Raw genomic sequence first — 17,671 nt, 5'->3', positions numbered from 1 at the left:
CATTTAGAGACGTATGCCCAATATCAAATATGCTTTTTTATTTATTTCTACCCTACTCTGCTGGTGCCTTTTTTTACGCTATGCTCCACACATTCCCACGGATTCTTTCGGTTTTCTGAACCGTGCCAGCTACTTCCAACTTCTCCAGCACATCCAGTTCTGCTTCCTTCGATCTGTCATGCATCTGTCCAAGTTCGCGCTCCGTCATAGGACCATAGGTCTCGATGACTTCTTTTTCGCTGCGAACCGGATATTCCTTGATGTCCGGGCACAGGGAATGAATAACTCTGTCGTACGTTGCCATGTCACGATGTCCGCCGACGTAAGCGCCGTCTTCCCGCGTCAGATGGTTCACATCCGCACCTTCCTTATAAAAGAGCATGGTCGGGAATCCGAAGGTCTGCCACTGCATGCAGATTTCCTGATCGTCAAGGAATGCATTGCGTGCTCTGCCGTTTTCCATATCCTTTTGGAACTGGTCAAAATCAAGGCCTTCCGTCTCCTTAGCAAGTGCTTCATAGATTTCCGGCTTGGAGATAATCTTACGTTCCGTCAGAGCTGCCCGGCGAAGCCGTCTCAGATACCTGAAACCGACTTCTTCAGACTGCAGGAATGCTGCCTTTGCCGCCACGTTGGCCGGCCAGGTGGAAAAATGCTTAATCGGGGCAATATCTTCCCAAAGTTTTTCGTCGATAGGCTGGCCGGTTCTTTCGGAAACCATCTTCCAGTGAGGTTCTGTCGCAGCCGCGTCGCGAATGTTGTTCAGACCATCATAGAAATTATCAAAATCCTTGATGAGTCCGCCGAAGATATAGCGGAAATGCAGCTGGTTCCTGTATTTTTCCATCATCGTCAAAATCATCGGTTCCGTAGCCCAGCACCAGGAGCAGTACGGATCCGTAAACACCATTACTTCAAGCTTAGCTTGTTTCTTTTCCTGTACATTCTTATCCATTTTACTCGTCCTCCTTATTCGTAACGACTGTACAGCGTCCCGTGCGAAGATCACAAACCAGAGCCGGCTGGTCGTCCTCCCAGGGCAATTCCTGTATCAGTTTATTTTTACTGTTATCCTGCTTTTCAACCTTTTTAAAATGATTGGCTTTTACCATAAAACTCTCCTCCGAAATCCCGGTCAGTATCATTCTGACATCTTCGGCCGCGTTCCGCAGCCATTTGGCGCACAGCGTGGCTTCACTCTGTCCGGGCGTCGTCACAATGACGCTGCCTCCGGGCTTCAGCACCGACGGGAGCAGCTCAAAGACGCGTTTCCAGTTCTCTGACCGAAAGATTAAGTCGGGCCGCCGAATCAGGATGGCGTCATACCGGCTTTGCGTTTTGTCCAGCCAGAATGCCGCATCCGCCGTGATAAATTTTCCTTCAGGAAGTCGTTCCCGCACTTTCTCTATCGTTTCCCCGTCCTGGTCAATACCGGTAAGAGTGATTCCGCGAGCCAGCAGCTGCTCTCCCTCAAGGCACGGTCCACAGCCGATATCGAGAAGACTATGAGGATATTTTCCTTTCTTTTGAAACAGCGCAGCAAAGTCCAGCATGGGAATCACCACCTTTCTCTTTATGCCGGCAAAATCGGCTATTTTTCGTCCTGCCGGAATTTCTTGAGGAGTACTGTAAGCTGCTCTTTTTCCTCTTTGGTCCATACGGACATCTGCTCGTGAATCATCGTCTCATTGACAGGGTACGCTTCAGAAATGACTTGCTTTCCTTCTTCAGTCAGGGACAGGATGCTTCTCCTTCTGTCATTAGGATCCACTGTCCGAAACAGAAGTCCGCGCTTTTCCAGATTCTTCACAACCACAGGAATCGTCCCGTCGGAAGAAAGGATTTTTTCCTTTACCTCGCCTACCGTAAGATCACCGATATGGTACAATGCCTCAAGTACTCCGAACTGACTGAGTGTCAGGTCATATTTTGCTGCGATATGAGCGGTCTCGCGGTCAATTTGATTGAGAATCCGATGCATTTTAATCAGTATATAGTTATCTTCTTTCATGTGATTTTCGCCTCCGTTATCTCTAACTGGATATATAATACATCTAATTAGATATATTGTCAATACCCCTGTGAAGTTACACAGCGACTACCCTCTTCACACGCAAAAAGCGCTGCCTGACTTACATAACGTAAATCAGACAGCGCTTTTCTGATATGGATTGACACATATAGGAAGGTCGGTTGTCAAAAAGCGAGTCATACTTGCTTACTCAGAAGCATGCTGCGCAATCCAGTCCTCAATCCGCTGTGCAATCTCGTCGCTGTTCTTTTCCTGGAACATAAAATGGGAATTGCCATGGATACCCACGTCGGGGAGGTGGACAACCGTACTTTGTCCGCCTTCTCTCCGATATGCATCGGTAAAGACATCGGCCGTCTTCGCCATGGCCGACCACATAGCAGCAGCGGGAACACCTTCCACATTGTCCCCAATAAAATCTCCGTAATAAAAGAGAACAGGGATTTTTTGCTTCAGCATGGCTTCATAGGCTTCGCTCTGGGGGCGTGCCGCACCGCCCGGCTCGATGGCAACGATAGCTTTCACATGGGACGTATAACGGGTTGCTTCCCAGCCGGGGTCCCCACCCTGGGAATGCGTCACAAGAATGGACGATTTTCCCGTGCGCCGATATACTTCATCAACGGTCGCAGCTACGGCCTTGGCCACGAGCGTCGTATCGATGGACTGGTCCCCATGGGCATTATCCATACCCGTATCTGGTGTCATCTGCCGAAAAAATTGATCAAGTGCCTCTTCTCCCTCAGGAAACTGCGACCCCTTATTATAAGTAAAATGACCATTAATATAGGTTCCGATGCGAAACTGTGTATACCACGCCTGATCCGCCGGTTCCGCCGTAATGGTACCCGCTTTGGAAGTGCCGCCGGCTTCACCGCGATGTGGTTCATCAATGAGCCATACGCTGTGACCCTTGCGCAGGAAGAAGTCTGACCAGCCAGGTCTCCCGTCGGGCGTCGTCATCCAGCCCATGCGGGACTGTCCGTACCCATGGAGAAAGACCATGGGGAGACCCTTTTCCTCCTGCGGCACCTGATAGAGAACATTCGCATGATCGACGTGTGCTGTGGAACCCGTGCGCGACGTGTAATAATGAGAAACATCAAAAGTACCTTCAGAATTCACAACGGTACCGCCGGCAGAAAAGATACCCTGCTCCTTGATAAGCAGCGGACTTTCCGCAGTTTCCCCCTGCTTCATAGAGGCAGCCAGCGAAACAGGTACAGGCGACGCAGAGACAACCGCAGCACTCAGCAGAACTGCCGCCAGAATGCGGAATTTTTTCAGCATAAGTGTAACCTCCCTTAAAAGGCGGCACAGACTTTTTCTTTACCCGTGCCCCAATTTATTTATGACTTTCTCGCTGCGTACCGCAGCCAGAGGGTATCCTTAGAAAGGACATCCACACTCTTCAGCGAAAATGCGGTTTCTCCACTCAAGACGTGTCCCGGAAGCTCATCAAAAGCAGTGCCGGCAGCACTTCCTTCGATGACAGGTACGACGACAAGACTGATTTCATCGATAAGGCCGTCTTTCAGGAAAGTCCCATTCGTAATTCCGCCGCCGCAAAGGGCAACGCGCTCAATGCCAAAAAGGCGGTTCAGTTTCTCAAGAATCACCTTGCCGTCAAGTTCTGATTTACCAGCTACGATGTAAGAGATGCCAATTTCCTGCAAATAGTTCAGATAGGCACCGCTCACTTTTTCGGAAACGACTTCGATGACGTGCTGCGCAGGGTCGCTGCCTCTTTGCACAAAATGGGATTCGTAGGCAAGCGTTCCCATGGCATCCAGAGCTACGAGGTAAGATTGACCTTTCTCCCCTTCAGGGCCGGCCCAATCTTCCACGGCTGCCGGTTTCCGCCCTTTCAGCTGAGACGGTTGAATGAGGCCCCGGGCAAATCCCTGCATTGTTTTGGTTCCAAAGACTACGGCATCACACTTATATTCCCGGCGAATCTTGCCAAACTGCCCAAGACCGGCACTGGTCGCCGAATTTCCGAAAAAACTGCCATCGATTTTGCCGTTAAGGCTCGTCAGCATATGGCAGACTACAAAAGGTTTTTTGTTCATTTAAAAACCTCCGCTATTTATAACACAAGAGAATTACAAAATTGATTTTCTGCTGCCCATTATTTTACTTTTTAATAGCCGTGCCGCCGAATACGGCAGACATTTTTATGTGCTGCAGCGCGCCGTCAAGAGAGGCTAATTCTTCCGGCGTAAAGGAAATATCAGCTGCGCCGAAGTTTTCCACGAGGCGTGCCTTCTTTCTCGTACCGGGAATGGGGACGATATACGGTTTCTTGGCAAGCATCCAGGCAAGGGAAATCTGGGCCGGAGTTGCATTTTTAGCCGAAGCAAGATCACGCAGAAGGGCAATGAGTTCCTTATTTTCCTCCTGCCCTTTTTCGGTAAACTGAGGCATGACCTTACGGTAGTCGCCTTTTTCTTCGAAATGAGTGCCTTTCGTATAGGCCGCAGTAAGGAAGCCGTTTGCAAGAGGCGAAAAAGCCACAAAACCAATATTCAGCTCCTCAAGAACAGGGAACAGCGACTCGTACCAGCGGGCCATCATGGAATACCGGTTCTCGATGGCCGTAACAGGGCAGACTTTGTGGGCACGGCGAATGATATCTTCCTTGACTTCGGACAGCCCCCAATGGGTGATTTTGCCTTCATGGATGAGATCGCTCATAACACCGGCCACCTCTTCGATTGGAATCTTGGGATCGACGCGGTGCTGATAGTAGAGATCCAGATGGTCAGTCTGCAGGCGGCGCAGGGAGCCTTCTACGGATGCCCGAATCGTCTCCGGTCGCGAATCGACGATCAGCGGTTTATTGACAGAGTCGCTCGCCCAGTCAAATCCAATGCCGAATTTCGAAGCAATTTTTACCTTGTTCCGGTACGGTTTGAGCGCATTTCCCAGCAATTCCTCATTATCGTGAGGGTGCTCCTGCGTCCCGTAGGATTCGGCTGTATCAAAGAAGGTGCAGCCCAGATCCACTGCCTCCGCGATAAGTTCTGTCATTTCCTTCTTGTCACCCGGAGCTCCATAAGCATGGCTCATACCCATGCACCCAAGGCCGATGGCCGATACTTCAAGATCCTTCCCGAGCATTCTCTTTTTCATATACTTTTCCTTCTTTCCTCACAGGTCATAGTCTGAGTTTTTACAGGCGGTGCACAGGCAATTTCGGCTTTACCCCACTCCCGCCATTTCTTTTCTCATTATAAAAAAATCGAGACCTCCGCAGAAGTCTCGATTCATTACTCAGTTTAAACCTTTTCGTTCACGCTCTCTTATTTGAACCCATCCGTTATCTTCCGGGCTGCCTGAAGAAATCTTTTGACAGACCGGGAAGGATGGAAGCCATACAGAAGTCCGTAAGGAACAGTGTAATCCCATTTTACAGGGACAATCTTCAGCATGGGATGTACATTTTCCCATTGAGGCACAGCCATGAGAAGAGCATTGTTCCGGTCACATTGATTAAAAATCTCCGTATCGTAGAAATCAAAGTCAACGATTTTAATTTCCGGATGATGTTTCTCAAGATCCTGACGCAGCTGATCCACATAGTGGTTCCAGCCTTTACGGATGAGCATAAGACGTTCCCCCGCCATGTCTTCAAGCGTAAGAAACTCCCTGTGTGCCAGCGGGTGATGGAGGGAAAGGGCGCAGCAAATCGGTGCCTTTGTGAGTTCGATTCCCTGGCATTTTCGCAAGTTCAGCATGGTTTCATCAAAAATGCCTGCGACGACGTCAATGTTGCGGCCAAGGTGAGCAAGGATTTCCCGTGCGTTTTCCGGCGTATTTTCAAAAGGGATAATCCGGAACTTGATTTGGGAATCCAGCTTTTCCAGCTTGGGCCAAAGATCGACCAGCACCTGTGCCGGCGTCATGGGCGAAGACCCGATACGCACTACATCTTCCGTTTGCTGCATCGCCTGCTCCGCTCTCCGGATAGAGTCTTTGCAATATTGGATAACGTAACGAGCGTCCCTTTCCAGGGACTGCCCTGCAGGGGTCAGCACAAGACCACGGTGGGTCCTCGTAAAAAGCTTGAAACCCAGACGGTCCTCAAGTCCGTTGATTTGTTTGATGACTGCAGTCGGTGAGATATAAAGCGTCTCCGAAGCTTTCGAAAAACTTCCGCACCGCGCTACATGGAGAAAGGTCTCCAGACGAGGATCATACACGGCCGGATTCCCCCTTTCCTGACAAGAAAAAATATGCAAGCCTGCCCTGATCATTTCGTTCTCACAAAAAGTTAAAATTTGATACCTATTATGTTAATATTTACCACTGAAACTTTCAATAACGAATGCTAAAATTGTAATAATAAGGTAACCCACCTTTTTATCCCCCTGCATCCATTCAGTTCACCGTGATACACCTTCCTCACGATGAACAATGCTTTTCATTACGACCCTTTCAGGGACACGACCCCATTTGCTCCTCGTCAACAAGAATGGGTTCGACAGGGGGGATGAGTTTTTCCTGCTGAAAACCCGATTTGCAGCAAATGAGGGAACAAAAATGGCTGTGAAGAATGATTGTTATTTCTTCACAGCCATTTTGTATATACAATGAACGAACAACTTCACAACTCAAGGCACCCAATGAATACGTTCTTCATGGAAGCGATTTTCCTGCGGGCGGCTTTCGTCAGGATAGCCGACAGGAAACAGGGAAAATGCTTCCAGCGTATCCGGCAAATTCAGCACTTTGCGGACATAGTCAATGCGCTCTTTAAGAGGCGCAATGCCGAGCCATACTCCGCCAAGGCCCAGTTCATCCGTCTTGAGCCACATATTTTCCTGGCAGATAGCCATATCAATCTGGGCAAAGTCCGGGAATAACAGGCCCTTTTTCCGATATACCGGAACAATGACTACGCTTGCTCCTGCAGCACTTCCCGCGTACTCGCTTGCCGAAGCAAGGGCCTTGATTTTTTCCGGGTCGAGAACCACATAAAATTCCCAGGGCTGCTGGTTCCCCGCGCTCGGCGCCTGCATGCCGGCCCGGATAATTTCCTTGATTTTCTCCCGTTCGACGGGACGTTTCTTATATTTACGTACACTAATCCGATGATCGATACTCGACATCTGCAGTCTTCCTTTCCTTTACAGTACCTTAACCAGCTCGTCCTTATCGCGAAAGATTGTATGCTTCGGAGTCGGACGATACTCAGGATTCCCATAGCCCAAAGGCATCAGGAGGACAACTTTTTCATCCTCCGGAATATGGAAGACTTCTTCAGTCTTCTTGTGAGGAAAAGCATTGACCCAGCAGGAAGCAATGCCGAGGTCCCAGGCTTGGAGCATAATATGAGTTGCGACAATGCTCACGTCTTCCTGTCCGGCAACAACTTCTTGTTCCTGCGGATGTTTCCATTGCTCTGATTGGCTGTACGTCATCATCAGGACAACAGGCGCATTAAAGGCGCAAGGCGTAAGACTTCTGATGGTTTCGAGGGCCTTTTCACTCTTTAAAATATAGATCCGGAAAGGCTGATGGTTAGCGGCCGTCGGAGCCACCTTCGCTGCCGTCAGGATCTTTTCCATCTTTTCCGGTTCAATGGGCTTATCCAGATATTCTCTGACCGAATATCTCTCTTTTGCCAGTGTCAAAAAATTTTTCATGGTGTTTTCCATCTTTTCCACAATAAAATCATTCAGCGTACCAGGAGCGTAACAGAAAAGGAACCTCAATAACGCTCTTACACGGAGCATCATGAGGTTCTTTTTCATTCGACTAACAAGTATGGACACCGTAAAACACACCATGCCAATCATCACAAAGGGGTTCTTGTGAGGGAGTGTGTGCAAAGAAAGAAGGTAAGAACCTGAGGAGAAAGTTCTTTCCCCTTTTTCTTTACATATAAAGTTTACCCAGTTTTTTACCAAAATGGAAGTACACACTTTAAGGTCAGTTAGTACCCTAAAAGTAAGTGCTGAAGTTAGCGGAATGCCGATAAAAACGCTTATGGTATTTGGCATATAGCTCTTAGCTTCGCCTCCGACAAAGTGGTTAGTGGATAGTCGATAGTGGTTAGCACTCCAGTGCGGGCAGCTGCTTTGGCGGATTTTAGAGAAAGAATGTAAGAGGCAGTTAGCTTTTTAAGTCACTGCAAACTGCTCGTCAGTTTGCTTCCTTAAGCGGCGGCCGGCGTCCAGCGACCAGCGACCTGCGAAATAAAAAATACCCTCTCTACTGCTCCATCAGTAAAGAGGGTATTCATGCTGCAAACCACAAATATCTTATTTAGTTAACCTTTCAGAGTCTATCCTTACTCCCACTGAATCAGTTTCTTTTCCGTGTCACTGATGGTGAGCAACAGGGACACGTCGATGCCTAATGCATCGGCCACATCCATCAGTGTGGAAAGCGGAATGCTGTCGTTGTAGGCGCCTCTCTCCAGTCGGGACACCGTATCCGGGTGAAGGTTAGCCTTTTTGGCTACATCCATCTGGCTCAGCCCACCTTCCGGAATTCCGCGCAGCGTACGATAATACCGGATTTTTGCCCCAATAATCTTGCAAAAAACCTGTTTTCTTGTGTCTACTCCCATTTTTAATCTCCTTTTTCCCCAATGCCTTAATTATGGCACAATTGAAACAAAATATAACAATGACAACTCGTCTAAATATGCCTGTTATTGACCTAAAAATCCGTTGAACTATGGCTAATCAGGGTATTACTTAACTCCAGAAAACCCTGCTGTAAAGCCATTTCAGAGAGTTTCAAGGCTCTTCCGGCCCCCGGTTTCCCACTTCCGGCATGATCCACAGCGCGGCCACAACAATGTAAATCACATAGGCGGCCGGCACGTAAATATAGGCAAGAGGCATCGTCGCCCCATAGCAGATCAGCGTCATGAGGTTCCGTTTATCACCGATCATGACATTCAGGAGTGTTTCATCCTGTCCCTGCGCACAGTGAATCGTCACATAAAGAACCTGGTAACTGAGAGCACTCAAAAAGAGGATGGCGCCGTAAAGGAAGACCGGGACACAGGAATATCCCGTGTTGGAAGCCCAGGCCGTCGCAAAGGGCACGAGGGACACAAAGAACATCCACAAAAGATTGGCCCAGAGCGTCTTGCCATTGATTTTTTTCGCGCCCACAAGGAGACGATGATGATTGACCCAATAGATGCCTACATAAGTATAGCTGATGATGTATCCGATAAACGTAGGGATAATCGAAATCAGGTCCTCCCATTCCTTGCCTTCAGGAGCCTTCATTTCAAGAACCATAATCGTGATGATGATAGCAAGGACACCATCACTGAATGCTTCCAGTCTGCCTTTGCTCATTGGTTTCTCCTCAAGATTATATTTTTTCGATACTTTTAAAGTATCGATAATTTCTACTTTCTATTATAAAAGAAAGATTGGCGTGATGGAAGGTTTTTGAGCAAAAAATACGTGTGAAAAAGGCTGTAAGTACAGATTTTTACACATAAAAAAGAGACTGTGAAAAATAAATCCATTTTTCACAGCCTCTTTTTCGCTGGTGTCGGGTCGCTGACCGCACTAGAGTGCTAACCACTCTCGTCTAATCACTAGCCACTTTATGCTGCAGACATGGCTAAATACCCTATTCTATAAACCAAAGGCGATTTTTTGATTACAAAAGATTCTATTTCTTCTTCCCGCTATCCAGCGACTCGCCCCATTCGACGAGTTCATCCATGATTTTTGACAGGGCCTGCACGCGTTCTGTGGCTTCATATTCCACACGAACCGGGATTTCCAGGTATTCCTTGCGGGTCACCATGCCGTCTTCTTCCAGCTCTTTGAGGCATTTGGCGAGCATCGTGTTGGAAATGCCGTGGGTCTTGCGCTTCAGCTCATTGTATCGGGTCGGTCCATTGACGTGAAGCACGCAGAGAATCGGAATCTTCCACCGTCCGCCGATAACCGACATGGCTCTTGCCACGGGGCATGGGTCCTTGCAGGGGCATCCATATTCTTTCTGCCTGGCCAGGCAGTTCGGGTCTTTTTTTCTCATGGTATCACCATTTCTTCGGAATGTATTTTTCCTTATTATAACGCAAAACCAAAACGCCGGGAATCACGAGCGAAGATACTCTTCCCTGTCAATTTTCCTCAGCGGATGATGTAAGCGGAAACGATTTCACCAAACCATTCCTTGTGGAAATTTTCCCCTTCGCCATACTTTGCCGGCCAGAAACGTTCACGGATATCTTCCGGAATCTTGCTGCCGTCCTGGGGCTGGGCATAACGGATCTTGCATTCCAGCGTCAAAGGGAGTTCTTTGATGCCGGGCACAGAAATGATTTCAGGTTCTTCCAGGTGGAGTCCGCAGGCGGCAATCTTGTCGACGTCGCGTCCGCTCTTTGTACCGCAGATGCCGAGGATTTTCCGATTAAAATTACCCATGGGGACATTGACGGTAAATTCAGGATTCTTCTGCAGCATTTCATAGGTATAACGGCTCTTGCGCACGAGGGTCAGGAAAGTCGGTTTGGCAAATTCAATCCCCAGAAGACCCCAGCCGATAGTCATGGTGTTGACCTTACCGTCCGCTTTCGTCGTAAGAAGGCAGCCCGTTTTGAGGGCCTTCAGAATTTCAGACGCATAATCAAAAACTTCAATCTTTTCCTTCATGAATCAAACGCTCCTTTTACCTTGCAGAGAGCAGGAAAAACCATAAATCTCACCGGTTCACTCGCGTCCTCTGCTCCCTTAACTCTTATTTTATTTACAGCTCTTATTTTGCTACCTGCACTTACTATAATAGCGCTGAAAGACCCTGTCAACGACGCAATTTTTTCTGAGTAGGTAAGATAAAGTTGAGCGCTTGCCTCTCAAGACTGGGAATGTACCAACGCCTGAAAAGTACATTGACGCAAATGAAATTCATATTATAAAACAAGCTAAAAAAATCTCTTGCCTCCACACCTGAAAAACAAAATGGAAGCAAGAGAAAAATGTGGCATGAAGAATTGCACTAATCATCTTTAGAATATAATTTTGTGTGTCTTCCCGTTCTCTTTAACAACTACAGATATTTTCTGCTTAGTGGAAATATACTCAACCTGATTTGTATCAGAATTAACTGTAAAAGATAACCTATTTCTAAAATCTGAGGAAGTGTAAACATAGGAGTCGCGAGCGTGATCATAATCTTTATCTTTTTTATAATGTGATGCAAATGTGGGCTGTCCATACAAACGAAGCACCTTATCCAAATTATCACCGACAACAATACCACGCGGAGTACTAAGAACAACACCATTATTTGCATAGCCACTGTACACATAAATCTCATGCAATCGATTATCACATACTTCCACGAAACTTTTGTGAAAGAGCAAAAACATCAGGCGACTTCCATACTCATTAGCTGCTCCGGCAGGTTTGATAAGATTTCCGAACAAATCGTTCATCTGTCCCATATCAAAAGCATCCCCACATCCGATAGGTCCAATTCTACAATCTTTTAATGTAATATCGTTTGCATATGTAATCGACGCAACAAAAAGTAAAGAAATACACAAAAGAAGCGTTGCCAATTTTTTCATATTTCAGCACCTCTGAAATGAGCATCTAAATCAAATTTCTAGGCTTAAATGCTCTTACTTTGAACACCACAGTCGTCTAACGGCTTGGAATAAAAAAAGCCCAAAACACGTTCAGTTCCGGGCTTAAATTCAAGAAACTGCATCTATCATTTCAATGCAAAAGTTCTAGTCTCTGTCAAATTTATAATCGACTCCCCAAATTCTAAATCCGCCTACGGCAAAATCAAGAGCGGATATATTGTCGGCAAATCCGATGGATTCTCCTTTGGCAAATTTTCCTTTCTTTGTCAGAACCACATTGTCGATGTGCTGTCCCCAGACATCCTGTCTTTCCAGGATGAGATTGACTTCTTTTAACGGGCCTACATTATTTCTAAGCGTTATATCGATTGTCCCATTAAGGAGATCTGTAAATCTTGAATCCTGTATGGTAAAAGCCGGACTTTTTGTACTCGCTGCATTAAAGCGATAGTATCCCCGATTCGGTAATTGAGCTTTCTTAGAATCTCCGCATCCGGACACCAATAGCACGGAAAACAATATAGTAAGCAAAATCCAGATGATGCGGCCTTTTTTTATATGAGCGATCATATGAGCACTGCCTCCAGAATAAATAAAATTTTTTTAGTACGTATATTTGACCTTGGTGACTTTAATATAATCATAGTTAATCGGGGTCAAATCCTGACTTGTACTAAAGGTCGCCCTGAAAGATTCGCCGGGCATAATTCGTTCGTCATCTATTGTGGATTTTACAGTTTTTATCGTAGCTCCATTCTGGTTGAGTAATTTGCATTCCACCTCGGCCGATTTCAATTTTTTTCCTGTTTGATTGGTAATATAGACATAAAGTTCATTTCCCAGTTTCGGAGTTGAAATACTATTCACAGGTACAAAATCCACACAGGCAAATTCAGGCTTCTTGGAATCCCCGGAATGAAATACATACTCGCCTTCACTTGAAGTGATCCAATCAATGGCGCCTAACACAAATATAACCGAAACAATTTCTTTGATCATTACACTCTCCCCTTTATTGTTTCATCTAAAACTGCTTACCTTAATTGGCTGCTGAAATACCCCCATAGGCTTCCATCCCTTTATCATTTCCGTTCTATTTTTATTATGACACAACTCATCTTTTACCAATTCGGCTAAATATAAGTATTATTATTCTACTTTTACGCGATTTAGAGATTCCTGCCTGCAATGAAATACTTTCTGCCGGTGCTGTATTGTGATATAAAAAAGAAGACCCGAAGTATTTGGGCATTACTTCGAATCTTCTTTCAGACTTTAAAGTTAGTAAAATCTTGTACGAACTCCCAACAACGAAACTATAAAGGACAAACAGCCATAAAGCTCCGGCAATTATATCTCATCCGCCAATAATAAAATAAAAAATAATCAAAAGCAAAACAATAGCAGCCAAAGTGGGTCCCAGACTACTATCCTGTTCGTCCTGTTTTCTTCTTGCCTCTGCGGCAGCTATGCGCCTATCAAGTTCTTTGCCGTATTGATTGAGAAATTTCTGAGCTTCCTTTATCCCACCACGAGCCGCTGTCTGCATATCCTGTAAGCCTTCCTTCAGCTTATCGAGACTATCGTTATGATCGAGAGTATACTTTCCTACATAATACCAACATCTCGCGAAATAGCTGTTGGGAAGATACGGGCTCGGGTTATTTTCAAGGCCTTGCCCCAATTTGCCAATGTAACTCAAAGCAAATTCCGGAAATTGTGGGTTTTCATTTTGATGTTTCCAAAAATAAGAAGCCAGGTAATATGCAATTTCCGGGCACTCACCCAGATATGACTCCATTTCCTTAGCTAATCTGTCATCATACTGGCCTTCCCAGGAAAGAATTTCCTCCCCTCGTAAGACAAATTGGGCTCGAGAATCATATGTTGCCCTTTGCCGTAGTAAGGGAAGTGCCTCCGCTTTATTCCAATCTAAATTCATGCGTATGCAGTAAATTTGATTAAAATTCTGGGCATCTTTGTTTCCACACGCCGCTAACACCTGATATATTTTTAGACACTTTGCTTGGTCTGTAAGGTGCAGGCTAACTTTTCCATCCTGACCAACACAGTATTTTTTCAATAATTCTATCGCATCTTCATAGTGGGTACCAAGCAAAGAATAAATCATTTCTTCGGCTTTAGCATATGATTTTTTTCTTTCATAAAGGATGGCGAGAAGGCGGTCTATTCTCCAGTCTTGTTTCTTGTTAAGAGATTGGAGTATTGCAATGAATGATTCCACCTCATTTGCTGTAAGCGGCTCATCCACTATAACATTTTCAATTAACCCTAAATCTTCAATCGTTAGCGTAAAACCTGTATGAATAGCTTTCTTAAAGTAGAAAAGGCCTGTGGAAATATTTCTCTTAACTCTGAAATCACCCTGATGTCCAATAAGATAAAGCCGAGCTAATTCGTAGGCCAATTTACTTTGTGTATCCGGATCTCCCCATAAATTTTTCGCCTTTATTTGATTGATAAACGATTGCACCTCAGGAATACTTTCGTTGTTGAGGAGAATTTGCTCGAACTTTTTATAATCATGATGGATATTGTGTGAGCCATTCAAATAAAAATCAGCTATAAAAAGAGTCGTCTCTTTATCCTCAAGATACTTTTCAGCCAGTTTCTCCACTGTCTCTTTTGCTTTATCTTCTTTTCCCTCATTGTATAAAGTGATAACTGACTCTGCCTGTGCAAAAATGCATCCCTTGTCCAAGGCTTCCTGCTTTAATTCTTTGATGTCCTTAATAATAATATTACTGGTGCTTCCACTGTTTTGTTCCACGGATTTGAGCCAATACATAATTTTATAAGCTATCTTGCCTGTTTTATCTCGTTTTCGAATACTTTCCAGCAGATAGTAACCAAAGTTGTTCATCAGGGAACCTATATCCATTTGTTTCTTTTTATCAATGGTCAGCATCCCCAGCGATAAACAGGTATTATAGTCACCGTCATGTACAGCTCTTAACCGGTCGATGGTTATATTTTTCATGACCTCTTCAGGCATCGTGTCAAATGAGAAATAAGATGCGTAGCCATCATAGAGGGCTTGATTATGAAAGACATCCATATCATCGGCGAGCCTGTCTATTTCTTTTTGCTCTTCCTTGGCAAAGTATCTTTTCAGTTTATAGGGCTTTATATATTCAGGATCAGCTTGAATTAAATCAAGGATTGATTCTCTCGCCACATTGTCAGGGAGAAGATTTTCTTCAATATTATTCAGGCGCCCTTCAGACTTATCGTAATTAACAGGATTGATAAAAGTCGGAAAATGAAAAAGTTCGCTTGAAAAATAATACATAATACGAAATACGGTATTATATAACGCATTCTGAAGGATAAGCAGCGGTATCCCGGAATCGACAATAGCTTTCTTGAGTTGTTCTCCCTTGTATTCATCACTGGCGTTCCCGACAAAGTTGATGAAATCATGGGCTAAACCTGTGGCTAAATTCATTCCTTCAGCCAAAAGCATGCCCTTAATGGCACCTGTTAAGCCAAATCCACCGCCTGAGACCCGGCTTCTTGTTTCCTTACGCATCTCTCGGGCCCGCTCATTTTCATCTATCGAAGCCTCAATTTTGTCATAAATATTAAATAACTCTTCACAATCTTCATCAATTTGGTCAAAAATATGTGCTTCTAACAGTTTGTTATAAAGAGCTGATTTATCATAATCATATATCTTTTTTTCAATACACTTTTGTACAGTATAAAAAATTACTCGTTGAATAGTATTGTAAAAGAATGTATTTTTTATGTCACTATTGTACGGGCGAAACCCCATAATAATATTATCTAAGGTTTCAATAGAACGAACTGTCCAAAACATATCGAGCTGGCCGTCAAATGCGTACGCTAAACACTTTCTTTTATACGCAACATATTCCAAAAACTCATCAGGAACAGCAATTGTTCTTTCAGCAATATGGTATTCTTTCATCTTTCCCACCCCGTTCGAAGTTTTCCGTTTATTTTACTTTTACGCCCTATCAGCACGCTTGAATTTTAAAATGGCGGCAAATGTTTAGCTGCATTCCACCTAGGTTAAAATTTTGTTTTAAAAAGTTTCGACGTATAAATTATTATTATTTTTATTATTGCACATTTTTTCACGTGCAAAGTCGCCTTATTATGCGGAATAGTCTGTCGATTTTCCTCATGAATGTATTTCTTCGAATTCTTTTTCCCGCTGTATATATCCGTACGCGAAATTAGGCCCATCGGGACCAATTGCAAAAGAAGACCCAAAGCGATTTTCATCACTTTGGGTCTTCTTTAACTACGAATTCGTCTGCAGGATATACCGCGTCCTGTCTTGTCTACTCATTAAGTTTATCGGCCTTGATCTGCACAGAAATATCCGTGGGTTCTTCCTGGGCTACAATGCCCACGCAGGTACCCTGAGCACTTACGAAATCACCCACTTTCACGGCATTGACTTTTGCCACATTTTTGTTGTCGACATCGAGGACTATGCTATAATCTTTGCCGCCCACTCCTCGGTATGCGATTGTGACATTGTAGTTCTGGGTATTCGTAAACTGAGATTTATGAATCACAGTTCCGGTAATTTCTATTCTTTTACCCTTATACTTTTTCTCAGCCCCTGCCTGGTCGCGAACATAGTCGTTCACCATATCCTTGGCCTTTACGCTGATAGAGGGTGGACCAGCCATAGAGTAGACGAAATAACCAACGACTGCAACCGCAACGGCAATCAAGGCAATCATTAACTTTTTGATAGGCATAGGTGAACTTTGTTCCGTCTGTGGAGCAGCCTGATACGAACGATTCCCTGCAGACGTTCCCTGCTGGCCGGCTGGAGAAGCACCCTGTGCAGTTTGGCCGTTTCCGACAGCCTGATTTCCTGCTCCTACAGGTTTTCCGCATTCTCCGCAAAAAGCGGCGTCCGCACTGAGTTTAGCCCCGCAGTAAGGGCAATGTCTCTCAGCAGGTTTCCCCTCAGCCGCTTCTTTGGCCTGTTTGGTTCCGCATTCAGGGCAGAACTCTGCATCGTCGGCAATCATGGCTCCGCACTTGATACATTTTTTACTCATCTATGTTTCTCCTTTCCGGATGGATTATTCATTATGTTAGTAGAACGATACCTTGTGTTTATCCGCATCAACAAATAATGCAGGCAAATCTTCAAGAAGCAGGTTACACATATCTACGTTCTTCTGTTCATACAAGTAGCCATGATAGTGGCCGGGACGAAATCCGACGCCCGAATACAGCATACCTGGCTCCACTACCCCATCTTGGTATTTGTAATCACAAAATACAGAGATTCTATGGGTATCCCCAATCCAATCGCCGTTTTTCTCATCCTTGTCATGGGTATCATGATCGATGGTGAAGTCTACAGTAATCATGCCATTTGGCTCATTGACACCTGATTGAAACATACTGTAAAAATCCCTTAACTCATCCTGATGGCGAAAACCAACATAAGCCACTCTGTGATTTTTCGTATCAATAAGGGTAATCCTTCTGCCCTTTCCGCCCTCGACGATAAGGAACCCATTATCGTTGTGTCCGTACGTCGTAGCTTCAACCGTGCCCTTGACGCCGTATTCCCTGGCAATCTGCCTGGAAATTTCCATCGGGCCCTGAGGAACCGGTTTTGCAGGTTCAGTTTCAGGTGCTTCTTTTGGCGTCTCGGCAGCTTGTTCTGTCTGTACAGCAGGAGCGGGCGTTTCTGCAGGCTTATTTCTGGAATCCATAAATTGAATCGTACCAAAGCCGATAGCCACGGCAACCACAAAGGCAGCACCAATCTTAAGGGCCATACTCCCGTTTGAACCTCCGGAAGAAACCGGTTTCGTGCCCTGCAGCGGCGGTACCTGATTTTGAGTCCTAGCAGAGGAATTTTCCCCATTCTTCACATCTTGCACACCGGCACCGCAGTGAGAACAGAATTTCGCGCCTTCCTTCAGCGGCGCTCCGCAGTGCGTACAAAATTTAGACATGAATACACTTCCCTGTTTCTGTTAGTTAAAATAATACTTTGTCTTATTATTCTATAATATAAATCAATT

The 17,671-nt window shown here is 45.2% G+C and carries 19 protein-coding genes; all 19 read right to left on the bottom strand.

The features are described 5' to 3' along the window. Window positions 1–73: 73 nt before the first annotated feature. The 19 genes from LKE33_08390 to LKE33_08300 all read right to left on the bottom strand — a co-directional run bounded on the left by LKE33_08390 (window position 74) and on the right by LKE33_08300 (window position 17,602). Window positions 74–955, bottom strand: a complete 882-nt coding sequence (locus LKE33_08390; protein MCH3950929.1) for a DsbA family protein — start codon at window positions 953–955, stop codon at window positions 74–76. Window position 956: 1 nt separating this feature from the next. After that, a complete protein-coding gene (locus tag LKE33_08385; GenBank protein ID MCH3950928.1) occupies window positions 957–1,553 on the bottom strand; it encodes a class I SAM-dependent methyltransferase in 597 nt (198 codons plus the stop codon). 38 nt (window positions 1,554–1,591) lie between these two features. After that, a complete protein-coding gene (locus tag LKE33_08380) occupies window positions 1,592–2,011 on the bottom strand; it encodes a MarR family transcriptional regulator (protein MCH3950927.1) in 420 nt (139 codons plus the stop codon). Window positions 2,012–2,218: 207 nt separating this feature from the next. Continuing rightward, window positions 2,219–3,322, bottom strand: coding sequence for an alpha/beta fold hydrolase (locus LKE33_08375; GenBank protein ID MCH3950926.1), 1,104 nt, complete (start codon window positions 3,320–3,322; stop codon window positions 2,219–2,221). 59 nt (window positions 3,323–3,381) lie between these two features. After that, window positions 3,382–4,104 (bottom strand): RibD family protein, encoded by a 723-nt coding sequence (locus LKE33_08370; GenBank protein ID MCH3950925.1) that lies wholly within the window; start codon window positions 4,102–4,104, stop codon window positions 3,382–3,384. Between the two features lie 64 nt (window positions 4,105–4,168). Continuing rightward, window positions 4,169–5,167, bottom strand: coding sequence for an aldo/keto reductase (locus tag LKE33_08365; protein MCH3950924.1), 999 nt, complete (start codon window positions 5,165–5,167; stop codon window positions 4,169–4,171). A gap of 170 nt (window positions 5,168–5,337) precedes the next feature. Beyond that, window positions 5,338–6,237, bottom strand: a complete 900-nt coding sequence (locus LKE33_08360; protein MCH3950923.1) for a LysR family transcriptional regulator — start codon at window positions 6,235–6,237, stop codon at window positions 5,338–5,340. A gap of 411 nt (window positions 6,238–6,648) precedes the next feature. Then, window positions 6,649–7,146: a nitroreductase family protein gene (locus tag LKE33_08355; GenBank protein ID MCH3950922.1), complete on the bottom strand. Its 498-nt coding sequence runs from the start codon at window positions 7,144–7,146 to the stop codon at window positions 6,649–6,651. Between the two features lie 18 nt (window positions 7,147–7,164). After that, on the bottom strand, window positions 7,165–7,812 hold the full coding sequence (locus LKE33_08350) for a nitroreductase family protein (protein ID MCH3950921.1): 648 nt from the start codon (window positions 7,810–7,812) through the stop codon (window positions 7,165–7,167). A gap of 518 nt (window positions 7,813–8,330) precedes the next feature. Continuing rightward, window positions 8,331–8,612 carry a helix-turn-helix domain-containing protein gene (locus tag LKE33_08345; protein ID MCH3950920.1) on the bottom strand — a complete coding sequence of 94 codons (282 nt, stop codon included), beginning with the start codon at window positions 8,610–8,612 and terminating at the stop codon, window positions 8,331–8,333. 172 nt (window positions 8,613–8,784) lie between these two features. Beyond that, window positions 8,785–9,360: a TMEM175 family protein gene (locus LKE33_08340; protein MCH3950919.1), complete on the bottom strand. Its 576-nt coding sequence runs from the start codon at window positions 9,358–9,360 to the stop codon at window positions 8,785–8,787. 325 nt (window positions 9,361–9,685) lie between these two features. After that, window positions 9,686–10,057 carry a helix-turn-helix transcriptional regulator gene (locus LKE33_08335; GenBank protein ID MCH3950918.1) on the bottom strand — a complete coding sequence of 124 codons (372 nt, stop codon included), beginning with the start codon at window positions 10,055–10,057 and terminating at the stop codon, window positions 9,686–9,688. 98 nt (window positions 10,058–10,155) lie between these two features. Then, window positions 10,156–10,677 (bottom strand): flavin reductase family protein, encoded by a 522-nt coding sequence (locus tag LKE33_08330; protein MCH3950917.1) that lies wholly within the window; start codon window positions 10,675–10,677, stop codon window positions 10,156–10,158. A 353-nt stretch (window positions 10,678–11,030) separates the two neighbouring features. Next, entirely contained in the window at window positions 11,031–11,594 is a 564-nt protein-coding gene (locus LKE33_08325; protein ID MCH3950916.1) for a hypothetical protein, read from the bottom strand. Window positions 11,595–11,759: 165 nt separating this feature from the next. Beyond that, on the bottom strand, window positions 11,760–12,185 hold the full coding sequence (locus tag LKE33_08320; GenBank protein ID MCH3950915.1) for a hypothetical protein: 426 nt from the start codon (window positions 12,183–12,185) through the stop codon (window positions 11,760–11,762). Window positions 12,186–12,218: 33 nt separating this feature from the next. Beyond that, window positions 12,219–12,614 carry an FxLYD domain-containing protein gene (locus LKE33_08315; protein MCH3950914.1) on the bottom strand — a complete coding sequence of 132 codons (396 nt, stop codon included), beginning with the start codon at window positions 12,612–12,614 and terminating at the stop codon, window positions 12,219–12,221. Window positions 12,615–12,972: 358 nt separating this feature from the next. Continuing rightward, window positions 12,973–15,570, bottom strand: coding sequence for a hypothetical protein (locus tag LKE33_08310; GenBank protein MCH3950913.1), 2,598 nt, complete (start codon window positions 15,568–15,570; stop codon window positions 12,973–12,975). Window positions 15,571–15,949: 379 nt separating this feature from the next. Then, window positions 15,950–16,687, bottom strand: coding sequence for a zinc-ribbon domain-containing protein (locus LKE33_08305; GenBank protein ID MCH3950912.1), 738 nt, complete (start codon window positions 16,685–16,687; stop codon window positions 15,950–15,952). Window positions 16,688–16,723: 36 nt separating this feature from the next. Next, window positions 16,724–17,602 carry a zinc-ribbon domain-containing protein gene (locus LKE33_08300; GenBank protein ID MCH3950911.1) on the bottom strand — a complete coding sequence of 293 codons (879 nt, stop codon included), beginning with the start codon at window positions 17,600–17,602 and terminating at the stop codon, window positions 16,724–16,726. Window positions 17,603–17,671 lie beyond the last annotated feature (69 nt).

Source organism: Acidaminococcus sp., assembly GCA_022482815.1.
GTDB lineage: Bacteria > Bacillota > Negativicutes > Acidaminococcales > Acidaminococcaceae > Acidaminococcus.
This window is presented reverse-complemented; position numbering and strand designations above follow the sequence as displayed.

Bases quoted from the DNA above. Each gene is read 5' to 3' on its own strand.
- LKE33_08390 (MCH3950929.1), bottom strand. From the start codon at position 955: ATGGATAAGAATGTACAGGAAAAGAAACAAGCTAAGCTTGAAGTAATG.
- LKE33_08385 (MCH3950928.1), bottom strand. From the start codon at position 1,553: ATGCTGGACTTTGCTGCGCTGTTTCAAAAGAAAGGAAAATATCCTCAT.
- LKE33_08380 (MCH3950927.1), bottom strand. From the start codon at position 2,011: ATGAAAGAAGATAACTATATACTGATTAAAATGCATCGGATTCTCAAT.
- LKE33_08375 (MCH3950926.1), bottom strand. From the start codon at position 3,322: ATGCTGAAAAAATTCCGCATTCTGGCGGCAGTTCTGCTGAGTGCTGCG.
- LKE33_08370 (MCH3950925.1), bottom strand. From the start codon at position 4,104: ATGAACAAAAAACCTTTTGTAGTCTGCCATATGCTGACGAGCCTTAAC.
- LKE33_08365 (MCH3950924.1), bottom strand. From the start codon at position 5,167: ATGAAAAAGAGAATGCTCGGGAAGGATCTTGAAGTATCGGCCATCGGC.
- LKE33_08355 (MCH3950922.1), bottom strand. From the start codon at position 7,146: ATGTCGAGTATCGATCATCGGATTAGTGTACGTAAATATAAGAAACGT.
- LKE33_08345 (MCH3950920.1), bottom strand. From the start codon at position 8,612: ATGGGAGTAGACACAAGAAAACAGGTTTTTTGCAAGATTATTGGGGCA.
- LKE33_08340 (MCH3950919.1), bottom strand. From the start codon at position 9,360: ATGAGCAAAGGCAGACTGGAAGCATTCAGTGATGGTGTCCTTGCTATC.
- LKE33_08335 (MCH3950918.1), bottom strand. From the start codon at position 10,057: ATGAGAAAAAAAGACCCGAACTGCCTGGCCAGGCAGAAAGAATATGGA.
- LKE33_08330 (MCH3950917.1), bottom strand. From the start codon at position 10,677: ATGAAGGAAAAGATTGAAGTTTTTGATTATGCGTCTGAAATTCTGAAG.
- LKE33_08325 (MCH3950916.1), bottom strand. From the start codon at position 11,594: ATGAAAAAATTGGCAACGCTTCTTTTGTGTATTTCTTTACTTTTTGTT.
- LKE33_08320 (MCH3950915.1), bottom strand. From the start codon at position 12,185: ATGATCGCTCATATAAAAAAAGGCCGCATCATCTGGATTTTGCTTACT.
- LKE33_08315 (MCH3950914.1), bottom strand. From the start codon at position 12,614: ATGATCAAAGAAATTGTTTCGGTTATATTTGTGTTAGGCGCCATTGAT.
- LKE33_08310 (MCH3950913.1), bottom strand. From the start codon at position 15,570: ATGAAAGAATACCATATTGCTGAAAGAACAATTGCTGTTCCTGATGAG.
- LKE33_08305 (MCH3950912.1), bottom strand. From the start codon at position 16,687: ATGAGTAAAAAATGTATCAAGTGCGGAGCCATGATTGCCGACGATGCA.
- LKE33_08300 (MCH3950911.1), bottom strand. From the start codon at position 17,602: ATGTCTAAATTTTGTACGCACTGCGGAGCGCCGCTGAAGGAAGGCGCG.